This is a genomic window from Nocardioidaceae bacterium, from assembly GCA_018672315.1.
Taxonomy (GTDB): Bacteria; Actinomycetota; Actinomycetes; order Propionibacteriales; family Nocardioidaceae; genus TYQ2.
Genome location: CP076053.1, coordinates 1,776,289 through 1,797,406 on the forward strand (window position 1 = coordinate 1,776,289; position 21,118 = coordinate 1,797,406).

The 21,118-nt window shown below is 72.9% G+C and carries 23 protein-coding genes; 10 read left to right on the plus strand and 13 right to left on the minus strand.

Annotated elements, in window-relative coordinates:
• Positions 1-72: 72 nt before the first annotated feature.
• The gene (locus KLP28_08430; GenBank protein QWC86675.1) at positions 73-375 is read left to right on the plus strand and encodes a WhiB family transcriptional regulator; all 303 of its coding nucleotides are present in this window, start codon (positions 73-75) and stop codon (positions 373-375) included.
• Between the two features lie 33 nt (positions 376-408).
• On the opposite strand, the gene KLP28_08435 is transcribed toward KLP28_08430, so the two are convergent.
• Both KLP28_08435 and KLP28_08440 read right to left on the minus strand, forming a co-directional pair.
• Complete coding sequence (locus KLP28_08435) at positions 409-1,542, minus strand: AAA family ATPase (protein QWC86676.1); 1,134 nt, start codon at positions 1,540-1,542, stop codon at positions 409-411.
• Positions 1,539-2,510 carry an ATPase gene (locus KLP28_08440; GenBank protein ID QWC86885.1) on the minus strand — a complete coding sequence of 324 codons (972 nt, stop codon included), beginning with the start codon at positions 2,508-2,510 and terminating at the stop codon, positions 1,539-1,541. The genes KLP28_08435 and KLP28_08440 overlap by 4 nt, the downstream gene beginning before the upstream one ends.
• Before the next feature lie 89 nt (positions 2,511-2,599).
• Between KLP28_08440 and KLP28_08445 the strand changes: the two genes are divergently transcribed.
• From KLP28_08445 to KLP28_08460, 4 genes are all read left to right on the plus strand, one after another.
• The gene (locus KLP28_08445; protein QWC86677.1) at positions 2,600-2,755 is read left to right on the plus strand and encodes a DUF4177 domain-containing protein; all 156 of its coding nucleotides are present in this window, start codon (positions 2,600-2,602) and stop codon (positions 2,753-2,755) included.
• A complete protein-coding gene (locus KLP28_08450) occupies positions 2,752-3,228 on the plus strand; it encodes a RidA family protein (protein QWC86678.1) in 477 nt (158 codons plus the stop codon). The genes KLP28_08445 and KLP28_08450 overlap by 4 nt, the downstream gene beginning before the upstream one ends.
• An 18-nt stretch (positions 3,229-3,246) precedes the next feature.
• Entirely contained in the window at positions 3,247-4,164 is a 918-nt protein-coding gene (locus tag KLP28_08455; GenBank protein QWC86679.1) for an NUDIX hydrolase, read from the plus strand.
• Between the two features lie 71 nt (positions 4,165-4,235).
• On the plus strand, positions 4,236-5,009 hold the full coding sequence (locus KLP28_08460) for an MBL fold metallo-hydrolase (protein ID QWC86886.1): 774 nt from the start codon (positions 4,236-4,238) through the stop codon (positions 5,007-5,009).
• 33 nt (positions 5,010-5,042) lie between these two features.
• On the opposite strand, the gene KLP28_08465 is transcribed toward KLP28_08460, so the two are convergent.
• Positions 5,043-5,720, minus strand: a complete 678-nt coding sequence (locus tag KLP28_08465) for a Crp/Fnr family transcriptional regulator (GenBank protein ID QWC86680.1) — start codon at positions 5,718-5,720, stop codon at positions 5,043-5,045.
• A gap of 226 nt (positions 5,721-5,946) precedes the next feature.
• Here KLP28_08465 and nth point away from each other — a divergent pair, with 226 nt between their 5' ends.
• Genes nth through KLP28_08485 form a run of 4 tightly spaced genes read left to right on the plus strand, consistent with a single transcriptional unit; the run spans position 5,947 to position 9,143 of the window.
• Positions 5,947-6,624, plus strand: a complete 678-nt coding sequence (nth, locus tag KLP28_08470; GenBank protein QWC86887.1) for an endonuclease III — start codon at positions 5,947-5,949, stop codon at positions 6,622-6,624.
• A complete protein-coding gene (locus tag KLP28_08475; protein ID QWC86681.1) occupies positions 6,621-7,241 on the plus strand; it encodes a TlpA family protein disulfide reductase in 621 nt (206 codons plus the stop codon). Before nth ends, KLP28_08475 begins: the two co-directional genes overlap by 4 nt.
• Positions 7,238-7,963 carry a CoA pyrophosphatase gene (locus tag KLP28_08480; GenBank protein QWC86682.1) on the plus strand — a complete coding sequence of 242 codons (726 nt, stop codon included), beginning with the start codon at positions 7,238-7,240 and terminating at the stop codon, positions 7,961-7,963. Before KLP28_08475 ends, KLP28_08480 begins: the two co-directional genes overlap by 4 nt.
• A 4-nt stretch (positions 7,964-7,967) precedes the next feature.
• Positions 7,968-9,143, plus strand: a complete 1,176-nt coding sequence (locus KLP28_08485) for a MarP family serine protease (protein QWC86683.1) — start codon at positions 7,968-7,970, stop codon at positions 9,141-9,143.
• A 15-nt stretch (positions 9,144-9,158) separates the two neighbouring features.
• Here the strand turns inward: KLP28_08485 and KLP28_08490 are convergent, their stop codons facing one another.
• The 6 genes from KLP28_08490 to KLP28_08515 all read right to left on the minus strand — a co-directional run bounded on the left by KLP28_08490 (position 9,159) and on the right by KLP28_08515 (position 16,272).
• Complete coding sequence (locus tag KLP28_08490; protein QWC86684.1) at positions 9,159-10,076, minus strand: alpha/beta hydrolase; 918 nt, start codon at positions 10,074-10,076, stop codon at positions 9,159-9,161.
• 27 nt (positions 10,077-10,103) lie between these two features.
• On the minus strand, positions 10,104-10,547 hold the full coding sequence (locus KLP28_08495; protein ID QWC86685.1) for a phage holin family protein: 444 nt from the start codon (positions 10,545-10,547) through the stop codon (positions 10,104-10,106).
• 73 nt (positions 10,548-10,620) lie between these two features.
• Complete coding sequence (nhaA, locus tag KLP28_08500) at positions 10,621-12,021, minus strand: Na+/H+ antiporter NhaA (GenBank protein ID QWC86686.1); 1,401 nt, start codon at positions 12,019-12,021, stop codon at positions 10,621-10,623.
• 102 nt (positions 12,022-12,123) lie between these two features.
• Positions 12,124-14,163, minus strand: a complete 2,040-nt coding sequence (acs, locus tag KLP28_08505) for an acetate--CoA ligase (protein ID QWC86687.1) — start codon at positions 14,161-14,163, stop codon at positions 12,124-12,126.
• 136 nt (positions 14,164-14,299) lie between these two features.
• Positions 14,300-15,967 carry a cation acetate symporter gene (locus tag KLP28_08510; protein ID QWC86688.1) on the minus strand — a complete coding sequence of 556 codons (1,668 nt, stop codon included), beginning with the start codon at positions 15,965-15,967 and terminating at the stop codon, positions 14,300-14,302.
• Positions 15,967-16,272: a DUF4212 domain-containing protein gene (locus KLP28_08515; GenBank protein ID QWC86689.1), complete on the minus strand. Its 306-nt coding sequence runs from the start codon at positions 16,270-16,272 to the stop codon at positions 15,967-15,969. Before KLP28_08515 ends, KLP28_08510 begins: the two co-directional genes overlap by 1 nt.
• A gap of 302 nt (positions 16,273-16,574) precedes the next feature.
• Here KLP28_08515 and KLP28_08520 point away from each other — a divergent pair, with 302 nt between their 5' ends.
• On the plus strand, positions 16,575-17,024 hold the full coding sequence (locus KLP28_08520; protein ID QWC86690.1) for a hypothetical protein: 450 nt from the start codon (positions 16,575-16,577) through the stop codon (positions 17,022-17,024).
• A 72-nt stretch (positions 17,025-17,096) separates the two neighbouring features.
• Here the strand turns inward: KLP28_08520 and KLP28_08525 are convergent, their stop codons facing one another.
• Genes KLP28_08525 through KLP28_08540 form a run of 4 tightly spaced genes read right to left on the minus strand, consistent with a single transcriptional unit; the run spans position 17,097 to position 21,089 of the window.
• Positions 17,097-18,773 (minus strand): cation acetate symporter, encoded by a 1,677-nt coding sequence (locus tag KLP28_08525; GenBank protein ID QWC86691.1) that lies wholly within the window; start codon positions 18,771-18,773, stop codon positions 17,097-17,099.
• An 8-nt stretch (positions 18,774-18,781) separates the two neighbouring features.
• Positions 18,782-19,168, minus strand: coding sequence for a hypothetical protein (locus KLP28_08530; GenBank protein QWC86692.1), 387 nt, complete (start codon positions 19,166-19,168; stop codon positions 18,782-18,784).
• Entirely contained in the window at positions 19,165-19,974 is an 810-nt protein-coding gene (locus KLP28_08535; GenBank protein ID QWC86693.1) for a LytTR family DNA-binding domain-containing protein, read from the minus strand. The genes KLP28_08530 and KLP28_08535 overlap by 4 nt, the downstream gene beginning before the upstream one ends.
• Positions 19,971-21,089: a histidine kinase gene (locus KLP28_08540; protein QWC86694.1), complete on the minus strand. Its 1,119-nt coding sequence runs from the start codon at positions 21,087-21,089 to the stop codon at positions 19,971-19,973. The genes KLP28_08535 and KLP28_08540 overlap by 4 nt, the downstream gene beginning before the upstream one ends.
• Between the last annotated feature and the right edge of the window lie 29 nt (positions 21,090-21,118).

Here is a 21,118-nt window from a genome sequence, read left to right on the forward strand (position 1 = left end):
GTCATTTGTTTACTTTCGTCCCTGTCTGGAGAAGGTGCCGTGAGGCAGCCATCCGGCTGAGGGGAGAGGGACATGACGAACGAAAGTTGGGCGGTGTCAGCGGCGTGCCGACAGGCCACCGCCGAGGAGCTGTTCTCCAGGGGCGCCCGTCAGCAGCGCGCCAAGCAGATCTGCGGCCGCTGCACGGTGCGCGTCGAGTGTCTCGCCGAGGCCCTCGACAACGGCATCGAGTGGGGCGTGTGGGGTGGCATGACTGAGCGCGAACGCCGACAGCTACTGGCCGACCGTCCCGACGTGACCTCGTGGCGCGACCGCGTCGACACGGCGCTTCGCGCGTACGAGGACCAGCTGTCCGCGCGCGCTGCAGGCGTCTGAGGTCCAGGTCCGACTGACGCGTGTGGGGGCGGGTCAGTCCGCGGCGGCCGCGAGTGCGGCGCCGACGGTGCGCAGCCCGTCGAGGTCGTGCACGTCCGAGGCGAGCGCCGGCATCACGACGGTGCGTACGCCCGGGTGGGCGACCGCGAAGCGCTGCCGCAACCGCCGCTCCCGGTCGACGATGCGACTGTGGTCGGCGTGGAGGCGCAGCAGCGCCGCGGTGGTGTCGTCGACCCCGTCGAGGCGCTGCGCGGCGGCGACCGCCGCCTCGGGCGTCAGGTCGCCCTCGGGTGCGGTGGCGGCGCGGTTGACGACGAGACCGGCGAGCGGCATCTGCTCGTCCGACAGCCGCTCGACGAAGTAGGCCGCCTCCCGCAGGGCGTCGGGCTCGGGCGCCGCGACGACGACGAAGGCCGTCTCGGGGTCCTGCAGCAGCTCGTACGTCGCCTGCGCGCGCTGCCGGAAGCCGCCGAAGAGCGTGTCGAAGGCGGCGACGAACGCCTGGAGGTCGGTGAGCACCTGCGCGCCGAGGATCTTGCTCATCGCCGAGGTGACGAGCCCGAAGCCGGCCGTCATCAGGCGGGCCGGCCCCTTGGCCGGCGCCAGGAGCAGGCGGATGAACCGACCGTCGAGGAACAGCGAGAGTCGTTCGGGCGCATCGAGGAAGTCCAGCGCGGAGCGGGACGGCGGGGTGTCCACGACGATCAGGTCGTAGCCGGTGGTGGCCGCCTCCGCCCGCAGCTGCCCGAGCTTCTCCATCGCCATGTACTCCTGCGTGCCCGCGAAGGAGCTCGACAGCGCGATGTAGAAGGGGTTCGCCAGGATCGCTGCGGCACGCTCGGGTGAGGCCTGCTTCTCCACGACGTCGTCGAAGGTGCGCTTCATGTCCAGCATCATCGCGTCGAGCGAGCCCGCGGCCGGTCCGTCGGGCTGCAGCCCCGGCACCGGTCGCGGGGTGTTGTCGAGCTGCTCGATGCCCATCGACTGCGCGAGACGCCGCGCCGGGTCGATGGTGAGCACCACGACCCGGCGACCCCGCTCGGCAGCCCGCAGCGCCAGCGCGGCCGAGGTGGTCGTCTTGCCGACACCGCCGGCCCCGCAGCACACGATGATGCGGGTGCCCGGGTCGTCGATCAGGGCGTCGACGTCCAGGACCGGCGCGCTCATGCGATGCCCTGGGCGGTCAGCATCGCCGAGAGCTCGAGCAGCGCGCCCTGGTCGATGCCCTCGGGCAGACGGGGCAGCTCGTACGTCGGCACCCGCGCCCCCGCCAGCGCCGTGCGCTGGGTGTCCTCGAGCCGCCGCCGGGTGGCGTGGTCGCGGGCCTCGGTGACCAGCGCGTCGACCAGCGGACCGTCGGCGGCCACGGGTTCCGGGCCGGCGCCCGCCTGCGTGAGGGACGCCGCGATGCGCTCGCGCGGCAGGGTGCCCGACGCGGCCGCGTCGAGCGCCTCGGGACCCAGCGAGCGGTCGCGGGTGAGGTTGACGACGACGCCGCCGACGGGCAGGTCGTTCGCACGCAGCTCGGCGATCCCGTCGATGGTCTCCTGCACGGGCATCTCCTCCAGCACGGTCACCAGGTGCACCACGGTGCGCGGCGAGCGCAGCAGCGTCATCACCAGGTCGGCCTGGCCCTTGATCGGTCCCATCCGCGCGAGGCCGGCGAGCTCGGAGTTCACGTTGAGGAACTGCGCGATGCGTCCGGTGGGTGGGGCGTCGAGCACGATCGCGTCGTAGGTGCGGGCGTCCTTGCCGCGCCGGTCCTTCTTCGCCGCCTCGTAGACCTTGCCGGTCAGCAGCACGTCGCGTACGCCGGGGGCGATGGTGGTGGCGAACTCGATGACCCCGAAGCGGTCGAAGCGGCTCGCGGTGCGCCCGAGGCGGTAGTACATCTGCAGGTACTCGATCAGCGCGGACTCCGCGTCGATGGCGATGGCGTACACCGGCGCCCCGCCGTCGGGCCCGGACGCCAGGCGCGTCTCGGCGTACGGGAGCGGGGCCCGGTCGAAGAGCTGGGCGATGCCCTGACGCCCCTCGACCTCGCACAGCAACGTCCTGCGGCCCTTCGCGGCCAGCGCGAGAGCCAGGGCGCCGGCGACGGTCGTCTTGCCGGTGCCGCCCTTGCCGGTGACGATGTGCAGCTGGGCGCGGGGGAAGTCACCGCGGTCGTCTCGGGCCACGGCACGACACTAGCGAGCCGTGCGGCCTGTCGTAGGGTCGCGCCATGACGACGTGGGAGTACCTGACCGCACCGCTGCTGATCCACAACACCAAGGCGATCCTGGACAACTTCGGGGCCGACGGGTGGGAGCTGGTGCAGGTCGTGCCGGGCCCGAACGCGGAGAACCTGGTCGCCTACTTCAAGCGCCCCCGCTCGTGACCACGGGGCAGTCGGGCGCCACCCCCGGCGAGCGTCTCGCCGAGCTCGGGCTCGAGCTGCCTGCGGTCGCTGCACCGCTGGCCGCGTACGTCCCGGCGGTCCGCAGCGGCTCCTGGGTGCTCACCGCGGGGCAGCTGCCGTCGGTGGACGGCGAGCTCGTCGCCACCGGCGCGGTGGGTGGCGAGGTCTCCGCGCAGGAGGCGTACGACGCCGCGCGCACGGCGACGCTGAACGCGTTGGCGGCGGTGGCCGCCGAGATCGGGTCCGTCGACCACGTCCGTCGCGTCGTCAGGGTCTGCGTCTACGTCGCCGCGGCGCCGGGCTTCACGGCCCTGGCACAGGTCGCCAACGGCGCCTCGGACCTCCTCGGCGAGGTCTTCGGGGACGCCGGCACGCACGTCCGCTCGGCCGTCGGCGCCGCCCAGCTCCCGCTGGACGCCCCCGTCGAGGTCGAGCTCGTCGTCGAGGCCTGAGCGCCCGTGGACGCACGGATGCCTCTGCCCGCACACCTGGCGCGGCAGGCCCGCGACGTCGCGGACGGTCGCGCGACCCCGGCCGAGCCGCGCAACGCGGCGACCGTGGTGCTGGTCCGGGACGGTCGCGACGCGGAGCCGGGTGGTCTCGACGTGTACTTCCTGAGGCGCACCATCGACATGGCCTTCGCCGGCGGGATGGCCGTGTTCCCCGGCGGTGGTGTCGACACCCGCGACTTCGCCGCGAGCGACGCACTGACCGAGGCCGAGCACGACGAGGTCGTACGCCGCTGGGCCGGGCCCGACCTCGCCCAGTGGTCCGCCCGGCTCGGCACCGACGAGGACCTCGCCCGGGCGCTGGTGCTGGCTGCGGTGCGCGAGACCTTCGAGGAGTCCGGGGTGCTGCTGGCCGGGGCGCGCGAGGACGACGTCGTCGCCGACACCACCGGCGAGGAGTGGGAGGCCGACCGTGCGGCCCTGGAGGCGCACGAGCTGTCGATGAGCGAGCTCCTCGCACGTCGCGACCTGGTGCTGCGTACGGACCTGCTCGCGCCGTGGTCGTGCTGGGTGACCCCGGTCTTCGAGCCACGCCGCTACCGCACCTGGTTCTTCCTCGCGACCCTCCCGGCCGGGCAGGTCACCCGTGACGTCTCCACCGAGTCCGTGGAGGTGCGGTGGAGCACCGTCGCGGACGCGATGCAGGCGGCGGACGACCGCGAGCTGCTGATGATGCCGCCGCAGTACTACACGCTCACCGAGCTGTACGACGCCCCCACCGCCGCCGCGGCGGCGGAGCTCGCGTCCCGACGGGAGTGGCACCAGGTCGAGCCGGCCGCGCGCTTCGAGGGGGACGAGGCGCACCTGGAGGTGCCGAGCCGGCTCGTGGAGCTGGCCGCGCAGGTCGCCGAACGCCGCACGGCGCGGGGTCGGTCGTGAGCGGGGACGCGGCCTGGCAGGGCGGCACGTTCGGGGAGCGGGGCCGCTGCGTGCTCGCCCCGAACGCGAACATGATGACCCTCGACGGCACCAACACCTGGGTGCTGCGTGAGCCCGGTGCCACCCGCAGCATCGTGGTCGACCCCGGTCCCCCCGACCGGTCCCACCTCGACGCCGTCGCCGAGGCCGCGGCCGGGCCCGACGGCTCCGGCCGGGTGGGCGTGGTGCTGCTGACCCACCACCACCTGGACCACTCCGAGGCCGCGCGCGAGTTCGCCGAGCGGATGGGCTGCGGGGTGAGGGCGCTCGACCCGGCGTACCGGCTGGGCGGTGAGGGGCTGCACCACGGGGACGTCGTCGACATCGACGGCCTGGAGGTGCACGTCGTCGCGACCCCCGGCCACACCGCGGACTCGCTGAGCTTCCACCTGCCCGCGGAGTCCTCGGTGCTCACCGGTGACACCGTGCTCGGCCGGGGCACCACGGTGGTGGCGCACCCCGACGGTCAGCTGGGCGCCTACCTCGACTCCCTGGACCGGCTGCACGACCTCGCCGCCGAGCACGGCATCGACGGGGTGTGGCCCGGGCACGGGCCGGTGCTGGACGACGCCCTGGGCGTCATCGAGCACTACCAGCGGCACCGCCGCGACCGGCTCGATCAGGTGCGGGAGGCGCTCCGTACGCTCCGCGGCAGCGACGACCCGGGCGACGACGTGGAGGCCCTGCGTCGCGACGACGAGCTCGCGCGGCGTGTGGTCGAGGTCGTCTACACCGACGTCGACCGGACCCTGTGGGGCGCCGCCGAGCTCAGCGTACGAGCGCAGCTCGCCTTCCTTCTCGACTGACTTCTCGCGGTAGGCCGGCCGTGCGGGGCCCGGTCAGCGGGCGCGGCGGCGCAGCCGCTCGAGGTCCATCAGGACCACCGAGCGCGGCTCGAGGCGCAACCAGCCGCGGGAGGCGAAGTCGGCGAGCGCCTTGTTGACCGTCTCGCGGGAGGCGCCGACCAGCTGGGCGAGCTCCTCCTGGGTGAGGTCGTGGTGCACGTGGACCCCGTCGTCGGCGGTGCGGCCGAAGCGGTCGGCGAGGTCGAGCAGCGCCTTGGAGACACGGCCCGGCACGTCGGAGAAGACCAGGTCGGCGACCACGTCGTTGGCCTTGCGCAGCCGCGAGGCGAGCTGGGTCAGCAGCGCGCGGGCGACACCGGGACGTCCGTCGAGCCAGCGCAGCAGGTCCTCGTGCGACAGCGACAGGAAGGTGGCGTCGGTGACGGCGGTGACCGTCGCGGAGCGCGGGCCGGGGTCGAAGAGCGTCAGCTCACCGAACATCTGCGCGGGACCGAGGATCGCGAGCAGGTTCTCGCGGCCGTCCGAGGAGGTGCGTCCCAGCTTCACCTTGCCGGACGCGACGAGGTACAGCTTGTCGCCGGAGTCGCCCTCGTGGAAGAGCACCTCCCCGCGCCGCAGCCGGGTCTCGGTCATCGAGGCCCGCAGCGCGCTGGCAGCCTCGTCGTTGAGCGAGCTGAACAGCGGGGCCTGGCGGAGCAGGTCGTTGTCCACTGTGTCCTCCTGGGTCGAACCGATCTCGGTCAGTCGGCGCCGCAGGGTCTGCGGCGCTCATCACGCACGTCGGGGCCAGTGTGCCCTGTCCTGGGCTTCTTGCCCACGGAACGCGCCTGCACGCCTGTCGCCATCTGGGTCCGCCCGTGGTCCCGCCCCGTAACCTGAGGCCGTGGCACCCCCGAGCCCCGCAGGCACCGCGACGAGGCCCCGGCCCGAGACCGCTCTGGTCCGCCGGGCCCGCAAGGTCCATCGGGTCCTCGCGGAGACCTACCCCGACGCCGGCTGCGAGCTCGACTTCGACGACGCCTTCCAGCTGCTGGTGGTCACGGTGCTCTCGGCGCAGAGCACCGACCGGCGCGTCAACGGCGTACGCCCCGCCCTCTTCGCCGCCTACCCCGACCCCGCCGCGATGGCGGGGGCCGACCGGGCGCACCTGGAGGACCTGATCAGGCCGACCGGCTTCTTCCGGGCCAAGACCGAGAGCCTGCTGAAGCTCTCCCACGCGCTCGTCGCCGACCACGACGGCCACGTGCCCGCTCGCCTGGAGCAGCTCGTGAAGCTGCCCGGCGTGGGTCGCAAGACCGCCAACGTCGTGCTCGGCAACGCCTTCGACGTCCCCGGCATCACCGTCGACACCCACTTCGGGCGGCTGGCCCGGCGGCTGGGGTGGACCGAGGAGGACGACCCGGTGAAGGTCGAGGCCGACGTCGCCGCGCTGTTCCCGCGCAAGGACTGGACGATGCTGTCCCACCGGCTGATCTGGCACGGCCGTCGCCGCTGCCACGCGCGACGCCCGGCGTGCGGCGCCTGCCCGGTGGCCCACTGGTGCCCCGCGTACGGGGAGGGCCCGACCGAGACCGCGGCCGCCGAGAAGCTCGTCCGCGACCAGGGGCGCGCATGAGACGCCGTACGCGCGCCCTCGGTGGCGCCGCGCTGGCGGGAGCCCTCGTCGCCACGGCCGGGTGCGGGCTGATGGAGGACCAGGACGCCTCGGGGGTCGGGGCGACCGTCGACGTCGCCACGCCCCACCTGGAGCGCGTCCGCGACCAGGTGGGCCTGGACCCGTGCCCCGAGGGGGCCGGCGCACCGAGCGACCGTCCCGACGCCCTGCCCGACCTCACGCTGCCGTGTCTCGGCGGCGGTCAGGCGGTCAACCTCGCCACGCTGCGGGGTCCGACGGTGATCACGGTCTGGGCGCAGTGGTGCGGTCCGTGCCGCGAGGAGCTGCCGATCTTCCAGCAGCTCGCCGACTCGGGCACCGTCGACGTGCTCGGCATCAACTACCTCGACACCCAGCCCGAGGCCGCGCTGCGGTTGCTGCAGGAGAAGGGCGTCACCTTCCCCTCCGTGGCGGATCCCGGCACCCGTCTCAAGGAGTCCTACCCCTGGCTCACCGGGCTCCCGCTGCTGATGATGGTCGACTCCGACGGCTCGGTGGCCTACTCGGAGTTCACCGAGATCGCGAGCTACGAGGAGCTCGAGGGCCTGGTCGGCTCCGAGCTCGGGATCACCCCGTGATCCCGCGCTGGCTGGAGCCGGTGAGGGAGGGCGCCCGCACGATCAGCGTCGACCAGCTCACCCGTTTCGCGCCGCCGGAGGACGCCGACACCCGCGCCGGTGCGACCCTCATGCTGTTCGGTGAGGGCGCGGGTGGCCGCCGCGAGCTCTTGCTCACCGAGCGCTCCCACGACATGAGGTCGCACCCCGGACAGGTCTCGTTCCCCGGCGGGGCCGTCGACCCCGGCGACGCCAGCTCGGAGGCCGCGGCGTTGCGGGAGGCGCAGGAGGAGACGGGTCTGGACCCCGCCGGGGTCGAGGTCTTCGGTCGACTGCCCGACCTGTGGCTGCCGCCGTCGAACTTCTCGGTGACCGTCCACGTGGGGTGGTGGGCCGAGCCCTCCCCGGTGTCCGTGGTCGACCCCGCCGAGGTGCACGAGGTGCTGGTCGAGCCCATCGACGAGCTGCTGGACCCCGAGCACCGGTTCACCGTCGTGGGTCCCTCGACCTGGCGCTCGCCCGGCTTCTGGGTCGGTGAGAACAAGGACGTGCTGCTGTGGGGCTTCACCGCCGGAGTGATCTCGCGGCTCTTCGACCACGTCGGCTGGACCCTTCCCTGGGACACCGACCGGGAGGAGAAGCTGCCCGCGCACATGCTCGCCGGCCGGGAGCGCCGCGGACCCCGCGGCGACTCCGCCGACATCGACGTGCCGCAGCCCAACACCTCGTTCCAGGGGGACTGACCGCGTGAACCTCCTCGACTGGGTGCTGGTCGTCCTCGTGCTGGCGTACGCGCTGAGCGGCTACTGGCAGGGCTTCGTCACCGGTGCCTTCGCCACGGTCGGTCTGCTCGTCGGCGGTGCCGCCGGCGTCGCCGTCGCGCCGATCGCGCTGGAGGGCTTCGACCCGTCCCTGACCGTGTCGCTGGGTGCGCTGCTCATCGTGCTGCTCGCCGCGACGATCGGGCAGGTGATCTTCCAGGGCGTCGGCGCCCGCATCCGGCGCACCCTCACCTGGCAGCCGGCGCGGGTGCTCGACGCCGTCGGCGGTGCCGCCCTGTCCTCGGTGGCGGTGCTCGTGGTCGCGTGGGCGCTGGGCGTGGCGGTCGCAGGGGCGAAGATCCCCGCGGTGTCGGAGGAGGTCCGCACCTCCTCGGTGCTCTCGGCCGTCGACGAGGTCGTGCCTACGCCGGTGGACCAGGCGCTGCGACGCTTCAACGACACGGTCGCGTCCAGCTCGTTCTTCCCCAGCTACCTCGAGCCCTTCGCCAACGAGCGCATCGTCGACGTGCGTCGCCCGCCGGCACGCATCGCCGGCGACCCGCAGGTGGCCTCGGCCGAGGCGAGCGTGCTGAAGATCCGCGCCAACAACTCCTGCGGCCGCGGCGTCGAGGGGTCCGGCTTCCTCTACAACCCCACGCGGCTGATGACCAACGCCCACGTCGTGGCCGGGGTCGAGGAGCCCTTCCTCATCGTCGACGGCGAGCAGGTGCCCGCGCGGGTCGTCTTCTACGACCCCCAGGTCGACGTGGCCGTGCTGGCCGTCGACGGCCTGGACCGGCCGTTCCTGTCCTTCGACCGGTCAGCCCGTGACGGGCAGGCCGGCGCCGTCCTCGGCTACCCCGAGGACGGACCGTACGACGTGCAGCCCGCCCGGATCCGCTCCAACCAGCAGCTGCGCAGCTCCGACATCTACGGCGAGGGCACGGTGACCCGTGACGTGTACGCCGTGCGTGGTCTGGTGCGGCCGGGCAACTCGGGCGGCCCCATGATCGACCGGCAGGGCGAGGTGGTCGGGGTGGTGTTCGCCGCGTCGGTCACCGACGAGCAGACCGGCTACGTGCTCACGGCAGACCAGGTCAGCCGGGCGGCCGCACGGGGCATCAACCGGTCCCGGACGGTCGACACCGGCGACTGCGCCTGACCCGGGTCCGACGCCTCAGGGAAGCTCCAGCTGGCCGAGCCAGTCCACCAGCTGGGCGGTGACCGCGTCGGGCCGCTCCTCGGGCAGGAAGTGACCGGCCTGCTCCAGGGCGACACGGCGCACCGGGCCGTCGACGAAGCGCGGGGTGCGGTCGGAGGTCAGCGGCCCGAGAGCCGGGTCGTCGGCTCCGAGCAGCACGAGGGCGGGCTGGGAGACGGGCGTGCTCATCAACCGCCGGTACGCCCGGCCGTCGGCCCGGAAGCGGGACCGGCCGAGCCAGCGGTGGTACTCCAGCGCGCAGTGCGGCGCCGGCCAGAGCGCCAGCGACGAGGCGTACGCGCTGACCGTCTGCGCGTCGGGGAAGTCGTTGGTGGGGGACGACCAGGCGCCGAGGTGGCGCCGGAGGTAGCCCTCGGTGCGGATCCTGCGCTCGGGGAGCCACGGCAGCTGCATGCGCACGACGTGCCGCAACGCGAGCGGGCGGTGGCGCCAGAGGCTGCGCAGCATCGACTGCGGGTGCGTGGCCGCGACCGAGCCGACCGCGGCGACACGGTCGGGGTGCGCGACGGCGGCGGTCCAGGCGACGTACGCGCCCCACCCGTGGCCCACCACGACCGCGCGGCCCAGCCCCAGGGAGCCGATGACACCCGCGACGTCGGCAGCGAGGGTGCCGGGGTCGTAGCCCTCAGGGGTCTTGTCGGACCCGCCGTAACCGCGCAGGTCCATCGCGACGGCGCGCCATCCGGCGTCGGCCAGACCGACCAGCTGCGCCCGCCACGTCCACCACAGCTGCGGGAACCCGTGCAGCAGCAGCACCGTGCCGCGGACGGGTGAGGCGGCCGGCTCGCAGACCACGACGTGGAAGCGTGCCCCGTTGGCCGAGACGTAGCGGTGCTCCCAGGGCCCCGGCGCCTCGACGACGGACGCGGTCACCGCTTGGTCACCGACTGGTCACGAGTCTCAGCCGCGCTTGAAGGCGTTGGGGATCTCCTGGCCCTGCCTGATGGCGCGCTTGGGCGGCCCGACCCGCTTGATCTGCCTGACGCCGCCGAAGACCAGGCCGCCGGCCAGGAGCATGTAGACACCGAAGACGATCAGGAAGCACCAGGCGAGGTCCAACCCGGTGAAGTGCAGGAAGTAGGCGAAGGCGACCGAGAGCATGATGATGCCGAGCAGCGCGAGGAACGCAGCCCCCGCGAACAGGCCGGCCCCCAGGCCGCCGTGGCGCACCGAGACCTTGAGCTCGGACTTCGCCAGCTCGATCTCCTGCCGGACCAGCGAGGAGACGTCACGGCTGACGTCCGCGACGAGTCGACCGACGGTCGGCTCGTCCGCGACCGGGGTGCCGGACTCCAGGACCGCGGGCTGCTCGCTGGGAGGGGTCCTCGACTCACTCTTTGCCATGGGGGGAGCCTAACCACTCAGGCGGTGCTGACGCCCCCTGCGCGTCACGGGTTGCCCGCCCGCGTCGCCGGCCTCACGTGGCGCGGTCCGGGGAGCTCTTCTGGTAGACGTCGGGGATGTCGTCCTCGTCGAGGTCGGCGGTCTCCCGTTCGTGGATCTTCTTGTACGTGCGGTTGCGGCTGCGCAGCACGATCGTGGCGAGCGTGACCGAGATGAGCGATCCGAGCAGCACGCCGACCTTGACGTGCTCGTCGCGCTCGGAGCTGCCGCCGAAGGCGAGCTCGCCGATGAGCAGCGAGACCGTGAACCCGATGCCCGCCAGCATCGCCAGACCGACGACGTCGATCCAGGCGAGGTCGTCGTCGAGGTCCGCCGCGGTGAAGTGCGCCAGCAGCCAGGTGGAGCCGAAGATGCCGACCGTCTTGCCCACCACCAGGCCGAGCACGATGCCGAGCGCGACCGGGTCGGTGAGGGAGGAGACCAGCCCGGAGAAGCCGCCGATCGCGACGCCGGCGGCGAAGAAGGCGAAGACGGGCACCGCGATGGCGGAGGAGAACGGCCGCACCAGGTGCTCGAGGTGCTCGGCGAGACCCGGACCGTCCGCGGCGTCGCGTCGAAGCACCGGCACCGTGAAGCCGAGGAGGACGCCTGCGACGGTGGCGTGCACGCCGGACTCGTGCACCAGGAACCAGGTGATCAGCGCCAGCGGGGCGAGCAGCCAGAACGCCGAGACCCGCTTCTGCACCAGCAGGGCGAAGATCGCGAGCGGCACCAGGGCCGCGAGCAGGTAGACCAGCTTCAGCTCCGAGGTGTAGAAGACGGCGATGATCGTGATGGCCAGCAGGTCGTCGACGACGGCGAGGGTGAGCAGGAACGTCCGCAGCCCCGAGGGCAGGTGGCTGGAGATCACGGCGAGGATCGCCACGGCGAAGGCGATGTCGGTGGCCGTGGGGATGGCCCACCCCGTCAGGGCGCCGTCGCTCATCGACAGCTGCACCGCCACGTAGATCAGCGCCGGCAGCGCCATGCCGCCGACGGCCGCTGCCACCGGCAGCGCGGCCCGGCGCGGGTTGCGCAGGTCGCCCGCGACGAACTCGCGCTTGAGCTCGAGACCGACGACGAAGAAGAAGATCGCCAGCAGGCCGTCGGCGGCCCACGTGGACAGCGTCAGGTCCAGGTGCACCGGGACGGGGCCGACCTCGAAGTGCGGCCCGACCTTCAGCTCGCTCAGCGAGGTGTAGACGTCGCCCCACGGTGTGTTCGCCCACACGATCGCCACCAGCGCGGCGACGATGAGCAGGGCCCCGCCGACGGCCTCCGTACGCAGCACCTCGGCGATGCGGCTGGACTCCAGGAACGTGCCGGGACTGAAGAGACGCGTGCTGCCGTCGTCGCGGTCCCGCAGCGTGTGCGGCTCCCGCTCGTCCAGCTCGGTCTCAGCCCCGTCCGCGGTCTCGTGCTGGTCCTCGGACATGACGACTCCTGGCGCTCGCGACTCAGCCGACCGGCGGACGGCACCGACCGAGCCTAGCGAGGGCGTCGAGCGCCCCCGTGGCGCGGACGGTGCCGACCCGGCTCATGCGTTCGAGCTCTCCGAGCTGTCGAGGCCCCGGGAGATGAGGTCCATCACCGAGGAGTCGGCCAGGGTGGTCACGTCGCCCACCTCGCGGTTCTCGGCGACGTCGCGGAGCAGGCGGCGCATGATCTTGCCCGACCGCGTCTTCGGCAGCTCCGGCACGACCATCACCTGCCGCGGCGTCGCGATCGGTCCGATCTCGCTGCGGACGTGCTTGCGGAGCGCGTCGACGATGTCGTCCCCGCCGTCGCCGGCGTCCTCGCGCAGGATGACGAACGCGCAGACCGCCTGGCCCGTGTCCTCGTCGCTCGCGCCGACCACCGCGGCCTCGGCGACCTTCGGGTGCGAGACCAGTGCCGACTCGATCTCCGTCGTCGAGAGACGGTGGCCCGAGACGTTCATGACGTCGTCGACGCGGCCGAGCACCCAGACGTCGCCGTCCTCGTCCTTCTTCGCCCCGTCGCCCGCGAAGTAGAAGCCCTCGTCGGCGAAGCGCGACCAGTAGGTGTCCTTGTAGCGCTCGTCGTCACCCCAGATGGTGCGCAGCATCGCCGGCCACGGCTCCTTGAGGACCAGCAGACCGCCGGAGCCGTCCGGCACCGACTGCCCCTGGTCGTCGACCACGTCGGCCGCCACCCCCGGCAGCGCCCGCATCGCCGAGCCGGGCTTCGCCTCGGTCACACCCGGCAGGGGGCTGATCATGATCTGACCGGTCTCGGTCTGCCACCAGGTGTCCACGATGGGCGCCGCGCCGCCGCCGATGTTCTCGCGGTACCAGACGTACGCCTCGGGGTTGATCGGCTCACCCACGCTGCCCAGCACCCGCAGGGAGCTGAGGTCGTACTCGGCGGGAATCTGGTCGCCCCACTTCATGCAGGCGCGGATCGCGGTGGGGGCGGTGTAGAAGATGGTGACGCCGTACTGCTGCACGATCTCCCACCAGCGGCCCTTGTGGGGGCTGTCGGGGGTGCCCTCGTACATCACCTGCGTGCAGCCGTTGGCGAGCGGGCCGTAGACCAGGTAGGAGTGACCGGTCACCCAGCCGACGTCCGCGGTGCACCAGAAGACGTCCGTCTCGGGCTTGAGGTCGAAGACCGCGTGGTGGGTCCAGGACGTCCCCACGAGGTAGCCGCCGGTGGTGTGCAGGATGCCCTTCGGCTTGCCCGTGGTGCCCGAGGTGTACATGACGTAGAGCGGGTGCTCGGAGTCGTGCAGCTCGGCCTCGTGCTCGCTCGAGGCGCCGTCGACGACGTCGTGCCACCACACGTCGCGCCCCTCGACCCAGCTGTCGTCGCCGAGGTCCTGGCCGGTGCGCCGGACGACGAGCACGTGCTCCACCACGCCGTCGGCCTTGCCGCACGCCTCGTCGACCGCCGGCTTCAGCGCCGAGGGAGCGCCGCGGCGGTAGCCGCCGTCGGCGGTGACGACGACCTTCGCGCCGGCGTCCTTGACGCGGCTGGCCAGGGCATCGGCGGAGAAGCCGCCGAAGACCACGGTGTGGGGTGCGCCCAGGCGGGCGCAGGCGAGCATCGCGATCACGGTCTCGGGGATCATCGGCATGTAGATCGCGACCCGGTCGCCCTTCGCCACCCCGAGGTCGGTCAGGGCGTTGGCCGCCCGACACACCTCGTCCTTGAGGTCGGCGTACGTCAGGTCGCGCGTGTCGTCCTCCGGCTCACCGACCCAGTGGATGGCGACCTTGTCGCCGCGTCCGGCCTCGACGTGGCGGTCGACGCAGTTCACGGCGGCGTTGATGGTGGCGCCGGTGAACCACTTCGCGAAGGGCGGGTCGCTCCAGTCGAGCACCTGGTCCCAGCGCTGCCCCCAGTCCAGCCGTTCGGCCGCCGCCTCCCAGAAGCCGAGGCGGTCCGCCGCGGCCTCGTCGTACGCCTCCGCGGTGACGTTGGCGTGCTCGGCGAGGTCGGCCGGCGGGGGGAAGCGACGCTCCTCGCGGCTGAGGTTGGACAGGGTCGAACTGGAGTCGCTCACGGTGGTCCTCTCGTGGGGCGGTCGGTGCGCTGGGTCACAGCCTCGTCCCATGCCTACCCCTGGGGGTGGCCGGTGACAAGTGGCGCGGACGGACTGCGGGGATGGAGTCGGTGGCACGGGACGAGGCCGGCCGGCGGCGAGGGTCGTCCTCGCCGCCGGCCGGGTCCGGTTCCTCGGTGGTGGCGTCTCAGGCCGAGGGGGTGGGGGTGCGGGGCGACCCGGGGTAGCGGATCTCCTCGACCAGGTCCTGCATCTGCTGGGACGGCTTCTCGGTGAACTGGCTGACCACCAGCGTGACCGCGAAGTTGATCAGCATGCCGACCGTGCCGAAGCCGGTCTCCGGGATCCCGAAGAGACCCTCGGAGTTCCCGTAGATGTCGATGGTCCAGATCATGTAGGCCATCGTCACGCCGAGGCCCGCGATCATGCCCGCCGCGGCCCCCTTGGCGGTCGTCTTCTTGTAGAAGATGCCGAGCACGAGCGTCGGGAAGAAGCTGGCGGCCGCCAGTCCGAACGCCAGTGCGACGACCTGCGCCACGAACCCGGGAGGGTTGATGCCGAGGTAGCCGGCCACCACGATCGCCCCGGCCATCGCGATGCGTCCCACCAGCAGCTGGCGGGCCTCGGTGGCCTGCGGGTTGATCTTCTTGTAGTAGACGTCGTTGGCGATCGCGGAGCTGATGACCAGCAGCAGGCCCGAGGCCGTCGACAGGGCGGCGGCCAGGGCACCGGCGGCGACGAGACCGACGATGGGGGCCGGCAGGCCACCGATCTCCGGGCTGGCGAGCACGATGATGTCGGGGTTGACGAGGATGTCGTTGAAGCGGATCGCGGTCTCCGGGGCGGTGGAGATCGGGTCACCGGCCGCCGTGGTGATCAGGCCGATCTCCGCCCAGTTGGAGAACCAGTCCGGCGCCGCGCCCACGGTGGTGTTGCGCAGGTCCTGGAGGATCTGCAGCTTCGTGAACGAGGCCACCGACGGGGCGGTCAGGTAGAGGATGCCGATGAAGCCGATCGCCCACAGGGCCGAGTAGCGCGCGGCGCGTACGTTCTTGGCCGTGTAGAACCGCACGATCACGTGGGGCAGACCCGCGGTGCCGAACATCAGGGCGCCGGTGATGAGCAGCATGTTGGCCATGTTCGTCTGGGTGAAGGCCTCGGTGTAGGAGGCGATCCCCAGGTCCTGCTGCAGGCCGTTGAGCTCGTCGAGGATCTGGCCGAAGCCGATCTGCGGCACGGCGATGCCCGTGACCTGCTGGGAGACGGCGAAGGCGGGGATGAGGTAGGCGACGATCAGCACGGAGTACTGCGCGACCTGGGTCCAGGTGATGCCCTTCATGCCGCCGAGCACGGCGTAGAAGAAGACCACGACCATGCCGATGACGACACCCGTGGCGGTGCCGACGCCGAGGAAGCGGGAGAACACGACGCCTGCGCCACCCATCTGCCCCGCGACGTACACGAAGGAGACGACGATCGCCGCGACCACCGCGACCAGGCGCGTGGTCTCGGAGTACCGGTCGCCCACGAACTCCGGCAGCGTGTACTTGCCGAACTTGCGCAGGTACGGCGCCAGCAGCAGCGCGAGGAGCACGTAGCCGCCGGTCCACCCCATGAGGAAGACCGAGCCGGCGTACCCGTTGTAGGTGAAGGCCACGATGCCGGCCAGCGAGATGAACGACGCGGCGCTCATCCAGTCGGCGGCGATCGCCGCGCCGTTGGCCGAGGCGGGGATGCCCCCGCTGGCGACGTAGAAGCCGGCCGTGTCGGAGACCCGGCTGGCGTACGCGATGTAGATGTAGAGGCCGAAGGTCAGGACCACGAAGATGCCGGTCCACAGCTGCACGTCACCCATCAGTGCGCACCCCCCTGCGCCGTGCCCGGGGTCTGCTCGAGCTCCTCGACGCCGAACTCGGCGTCGAGCTTGTCCATGCGGAGCACGTAGATCGCGATGATCGCGATGAACGTGATGATCGAGCCCTGCTGGGCGAACCAGAAGCCCAGCGGGAAGCCCGCGATGACGATGTTGTTGAGCGGGTCCACGAACAGGATGCCGGCGCCGAAGCTCACCAGGGCCCACACGGTGAGCAGCACCGCCATCAGTCTGAGGTTCCTGCGCCAGTACTCCTGGCGCCAGTTGTCGTCCGGTGCGTCGTCCATGCCGTCCTCCTGGTCGGGTCGCTGAGGCACCCGGCGGTGCCGTCGCCCCGACTGAAGCGCCGGCGCCGAGAGCCGGTCAACGGCCGTTCGTGACTGCGGTCACACGGGGCGGCAGGTGGTCGGGAATCTGCGACGAGCGGGTGAGATGTTCGTGTGGGCGGGAGCTCTCGACCGTCGGTCGTGCGATCGCGACCGCTCGTCGTGCGGAGCGCACCGTCCGTCGCGCGGGACCGGTCGCCGGCTGCGACGAACGGTCGTCTGCGACCCGTCCGGAGGCCTGTGATGCCGCTTACAGTCACCGCATGGCCACCGCAACCACGCCCACCAGCCGCTCCCGCCGTACGCCGCGCACCGCCCGCGCCCCCCGCGTCATCGTGGCGTCGGACCCGGACCTCGCCCGCCGAGGACGTCGCGGTCTCATGCTCGCGACCGTGCTCGTGGCGCTCGGGTCGTTCCTCCCGTGGATCCACACGGCGGTCGGCAACGTGCCGGGCTACGCCGGCGCCGGCCTGTGGACCTTCTACGTCTCGATGCTCGGTTTCGCCGGCATGTTCATCCCGTGGCTGCGGGTGGCGGCCGGGCAGGCCGCCGTCATGGGTGCCGTCGCCCTGGCGCTGACGACCTGGCAGCTCGTGCGGCTCACGACGCTGGTCGGGTTCTCCGGCTGGCTCCCCGGGTTCGGCCTGCTGATGGTGCTCGGCGGCGGCGTGGCGGCGCTGCTCGCGGCGGTGCGGCTGGCCCGCTCGGCCTGAGATCCGTGCCGGTCACCGTGCCGGTCACCGTGCCGGTCACCGTGCCGGTCACCGTGCCGGTCACCGTGCCGGTCACAGGGGTGGACGCTCGGCGCGGGGCCGCTCGCCGGTGAGCAGGTCCTCCGGCAGGTGCAGCCGGGCCAGGATGCGGTCGACGCCCTCGACCGGCGCGGTGAACCGGCTGACCACCACCATCACCAGCACCGCCAACGGCACCGACCAGGCGGCCGGCTGACCCAGCAGCACCGTGGCCAGCGGTCCCGGGGCCGCGCCGCCCAGCGTCGACAGCACGGCGGCGCCGGAGCCGAGGCCGCCGGCGAGGACCCCCGCGTACGCGCCGGCAGCGGTGAGGCCGCGCCACCAGATGCCGAGCACCAGCAGCGGCGCGAAGGTGGAGGCGGCGACGGCGAAGGCGAGTCCGACGGTGCGGGCGATCCCGACGTGCGGCAGGGCCAGGGCGAGCACGAGGGGCACCGCGGCGGCGACGACGGCGCCGGCACGGAACGGGCCGAGCCCGACCAGACGCCGCCCGCGTACGGCGCGGTTCGTGACCTCCTGGCTGAGCACGCCGGAGACCGCCACGACCAGCCCGGAGGAGGTCGCGAGGAACGCCGCGAAGGCGCCGGCGGTGAGCAGCGCGGTCAGCAGCACGGCCACGACCTGCCCGAGGCCGTCGGGCGCCCCGTCCCCGCCGCCGAGCACGAGGGCGGGGAGCTCGAGCACGAACACGTCCGAGCGCACGCTCTCGACCCGGCCGTCGGCGTACGCGCGCCCCAGCGCCCCGTAGATCGGGGGGAGCAGGTAGAACGCGCCGAGCAGCCCCAGCACCGTCAGGGTCGTGCGGCGCGCCGCCGTGCCGTCGGGGTTGGTGTAGAAGCGCACCACGACGTGGGGCAGCCCCATGGTGCCCAGGAAGGTCGCGAGCACCAGCGACCAGGTGGCGTACAGACCGAGCGCCCCGTCGCCCACCAGCGGCAGCGACCAGTCCGTGACGCCGGCGCCCGCGGCGCCGCCGACGCCGGCGGGCTGCTCGACACGGGTGCCGGCGAGTCCGCCGGAGAGCGTCGGCTGCGGCCGACCCTGCCCGACCCACACGGCGAGCATCACCGCGGCGGGCAGGAGCAGGGCGGTGAGCTTGAGCCAGTACTGCATCGCCTGGACGAAGGTGATGGACCGCATGCCTCCGGCCATCACGTTCGCGAGCACCACCACCGACACGGCCACCGGCCCCACCCAGGTCGGGGTGCCGAGCGCGAGCGCCAGGGTGATGCCGGCTCCCTGGAACTGCGGCAGCAGGTAGAGCCACCCGATGCCCAGCACCAGCACCGCGGTGACCGTGCGCAGCCGCCGCGAGTCGAAGCGCGCCTCGGTGAAGTCGGGCAGCGTGTACGCCCCGGACCGACGCAGCGGCGCGGCCACGAGAGCGAGCATGACGAGGTAGCCCGCCGTCCAGCCGATCGGGTACCACAGCATCTGCGCGCCGTGCACGAGCAGCAGCCCGGCGATGCCGAGGAAGGACGCGGCGGAGATGTACTCCCCGCTGATCGCCGCCGCGTTCAACCGCGGGCCCACCGAGCGCGAGGCGACCATGAAGTCGCTGGTGGTGCGGGAGAAGCGCAGGCCGTAGATGCCCACGGCGAGCGTGACGCCCACGACGAGGAGCACGGCGACCAGCGGCGGCGCCGGGCCACCGACGAGTCCGTCGGCGACCGCCGGGACGCTCAGCGGGACCTCCACCGAGGCACTCATCGGTGCACTCACCGGGGCCCTCGGCGGACCAGGTCGGCGAAGTCCTGCTCGTTGCGCTCGGCGCCACGCAGGTACCACCAGCCCACGCCCAGCAGCACGGGGTAGGACACGACCCCCAGGAGCACCCACGCCAGCGGCAGCCCCAGCACCGAGACCTCCGCCAGCTCGGGGCGCACGAAGAACAGCAGCGGCACGACGACCGCGAGCAGCGCGACCGTGCCGAGGCACCGCAGCGCCAGCCGCAGCTGCGCGCGCAGCAACGAGCGCACGTAGATCTCCTCGAGCGGTACCGAGTCCTCGAGCCGCGACCGGGCGCCGCCGCCCGACGGGGCGCCCCGGCGCGGGGCGGTCACCCGCACCCGGGGCGGCGTACGGGACGGGACGCGGTCGCTCACGGTCCGCTCCGTCTCACGAGTCGGTCGCGGAGCGTACGCGTGTGGCGGCGGCTCACACCGACCTCGTGGCGAGCGGGGCCCCGGCCCACGACCACGGTGCAGTGACCGGCGTCCATCCGCACCTCGTGCACGTGGTGCAGCGCCACCAGCACCGACCGGTGGACCCGCAGGAACCCGGCATCGGACCACTGCTCCTCCAGCGTCGAGAGCGGGACGCGCAGCAGGTGGCTGCCCTCCGCGGTGTGGAGGCGCGCGTAGTCGCCCGCGGCCTCGACGTGCGTGATGTGGGCGCGGCTGACGAACCGGGTGACCCCGCCGAGCTCGACGGGGATCTGCTCGGAGTCCTCGCGGCGGTCCGGGTCCGTCTCGACGGACGGGACCGCCGGCGGGGCCGCCGGTGCGGGCACGGGCTCCGCCGTCGCGGCGGCCCCCAGGACCCGGCGTACGGCCTCGGCCAGCCGCTCCGGGCGGACGGGCTTGAGCACGTAGTCGACCGCGTGCAGGTCGAAGGCCTCGACGGCGTGCGACTCGTGCGCCGTGACGAACACGACCGGCGGCGGCGCCGCGAACCGGCCGAGCACCCCGGCCAGCTCCAGCCCCGTCAGACCCGGCATCTGCACGTCGAGGAACACCGCGTCCGGCTCGGTCTCCCCGATCAGGCGCAACGCCTCGGTGGCCGAGCCGGTCGTCCGGACCTCGGCGACGTCCTCGTGACGGTCCAGCAGCCAGGCGACCTCGTCGCGGCCCGGTGCCTCGTCGTCGACGACGAGCACCCGCAGCCCCGCCCCACGGCCGTGGTCGCTCACGCGCTCACCCCCACCGCGAACTTCGGGAACCGCACCGTCACCTTCGTGCCGGCGCCCCGGGCGGTCTCGACGACCAGACCGTGCTCCTCGCCGAACACGCTGCGCAAGCGTGCGTCGACGTTGCCCAGGCCGACGGAGTCGCCCGCGTCCTCGCCGGCCAGGATGCGGCGGATCCGGTCGGGGTCCTCGCCCGCACCGTCGTCCTCGACGCTCACGACCGCCTCGGCGCCGTCGTCGCGGGCGGTCAAGGTCACCCGGCCGCCGTCGGGCTGCCCCTCGAGCCCGTGGCGTACGGCGTTCTCCACCAGCGGCTGCAGGCACAGGAACGGGATCGTCACGCCCAGGACCTCCGGCGCCACCTGCAGCTGCACCCGCAGCCTCTCGCCGAAGCGGGCCTGCTCCAGCACGAGGTAGCGCTCGACGGAGCGCAGCTCCTCGGCGAGCGTCGTGAACTCGCCGTGCCGGCGGAAGGAGTAGCGGGTGAAGTCGGCGAACTCCAGCAGCAGCTCACGGGCGCGGTCGGGGTCGGTGCGGACGAAGGAGGCGATCGCCGACAGCGAGTTGTAGACGAAGTGCGGGCTGATCTGGGCTCGCAGCGCCCGCAGCTCGGCCTCGACCAGTCGCGTGCGCGACTCGTCGAGCTCGGCCAGCTCGAGCTGGCCCGAGACCCACGCCGCGACCTCCTCCGTGGCTCGCAGCAACGCGCCCGAGGCGCGGGGTGCGTACACCTGGAGGGTGCCGACGCCGCGCCCCTCGACCACCAGCGGAGCGGCGACCGCGTGCCGCACCTCGCAGCCGGGACGGTCGCAGGCGAGTCGTCCGCGCTCGACCACCTCGGTGCGACCGGACGCGAGGGCGCGACGGGCGATCTCGGGGGCGTCCGCCCGGTGGTGGCCGTAGCGGCCCTCCCAGGCGAGCAGCTCCTCGGTGCCGGTCAGGGCCGTCACCGGTGACCCGAGGAGCCGGTGCAGGTGGGTCAGGCTGAGCGAGGCCGACTCGGCGTCGAGCCCCTCGCGCAGCGGCGGGCCCGCCAGCGAGGCGAGGTGCAGGGCTCGGAAGGTCGCCCGGTCGGCGTCGCTGCCGAGCGGGCGCCGGGAGATGCCGAGTCGTCGCACCCGGGCAGTCTCCCAAGCCCTGTGGCGCG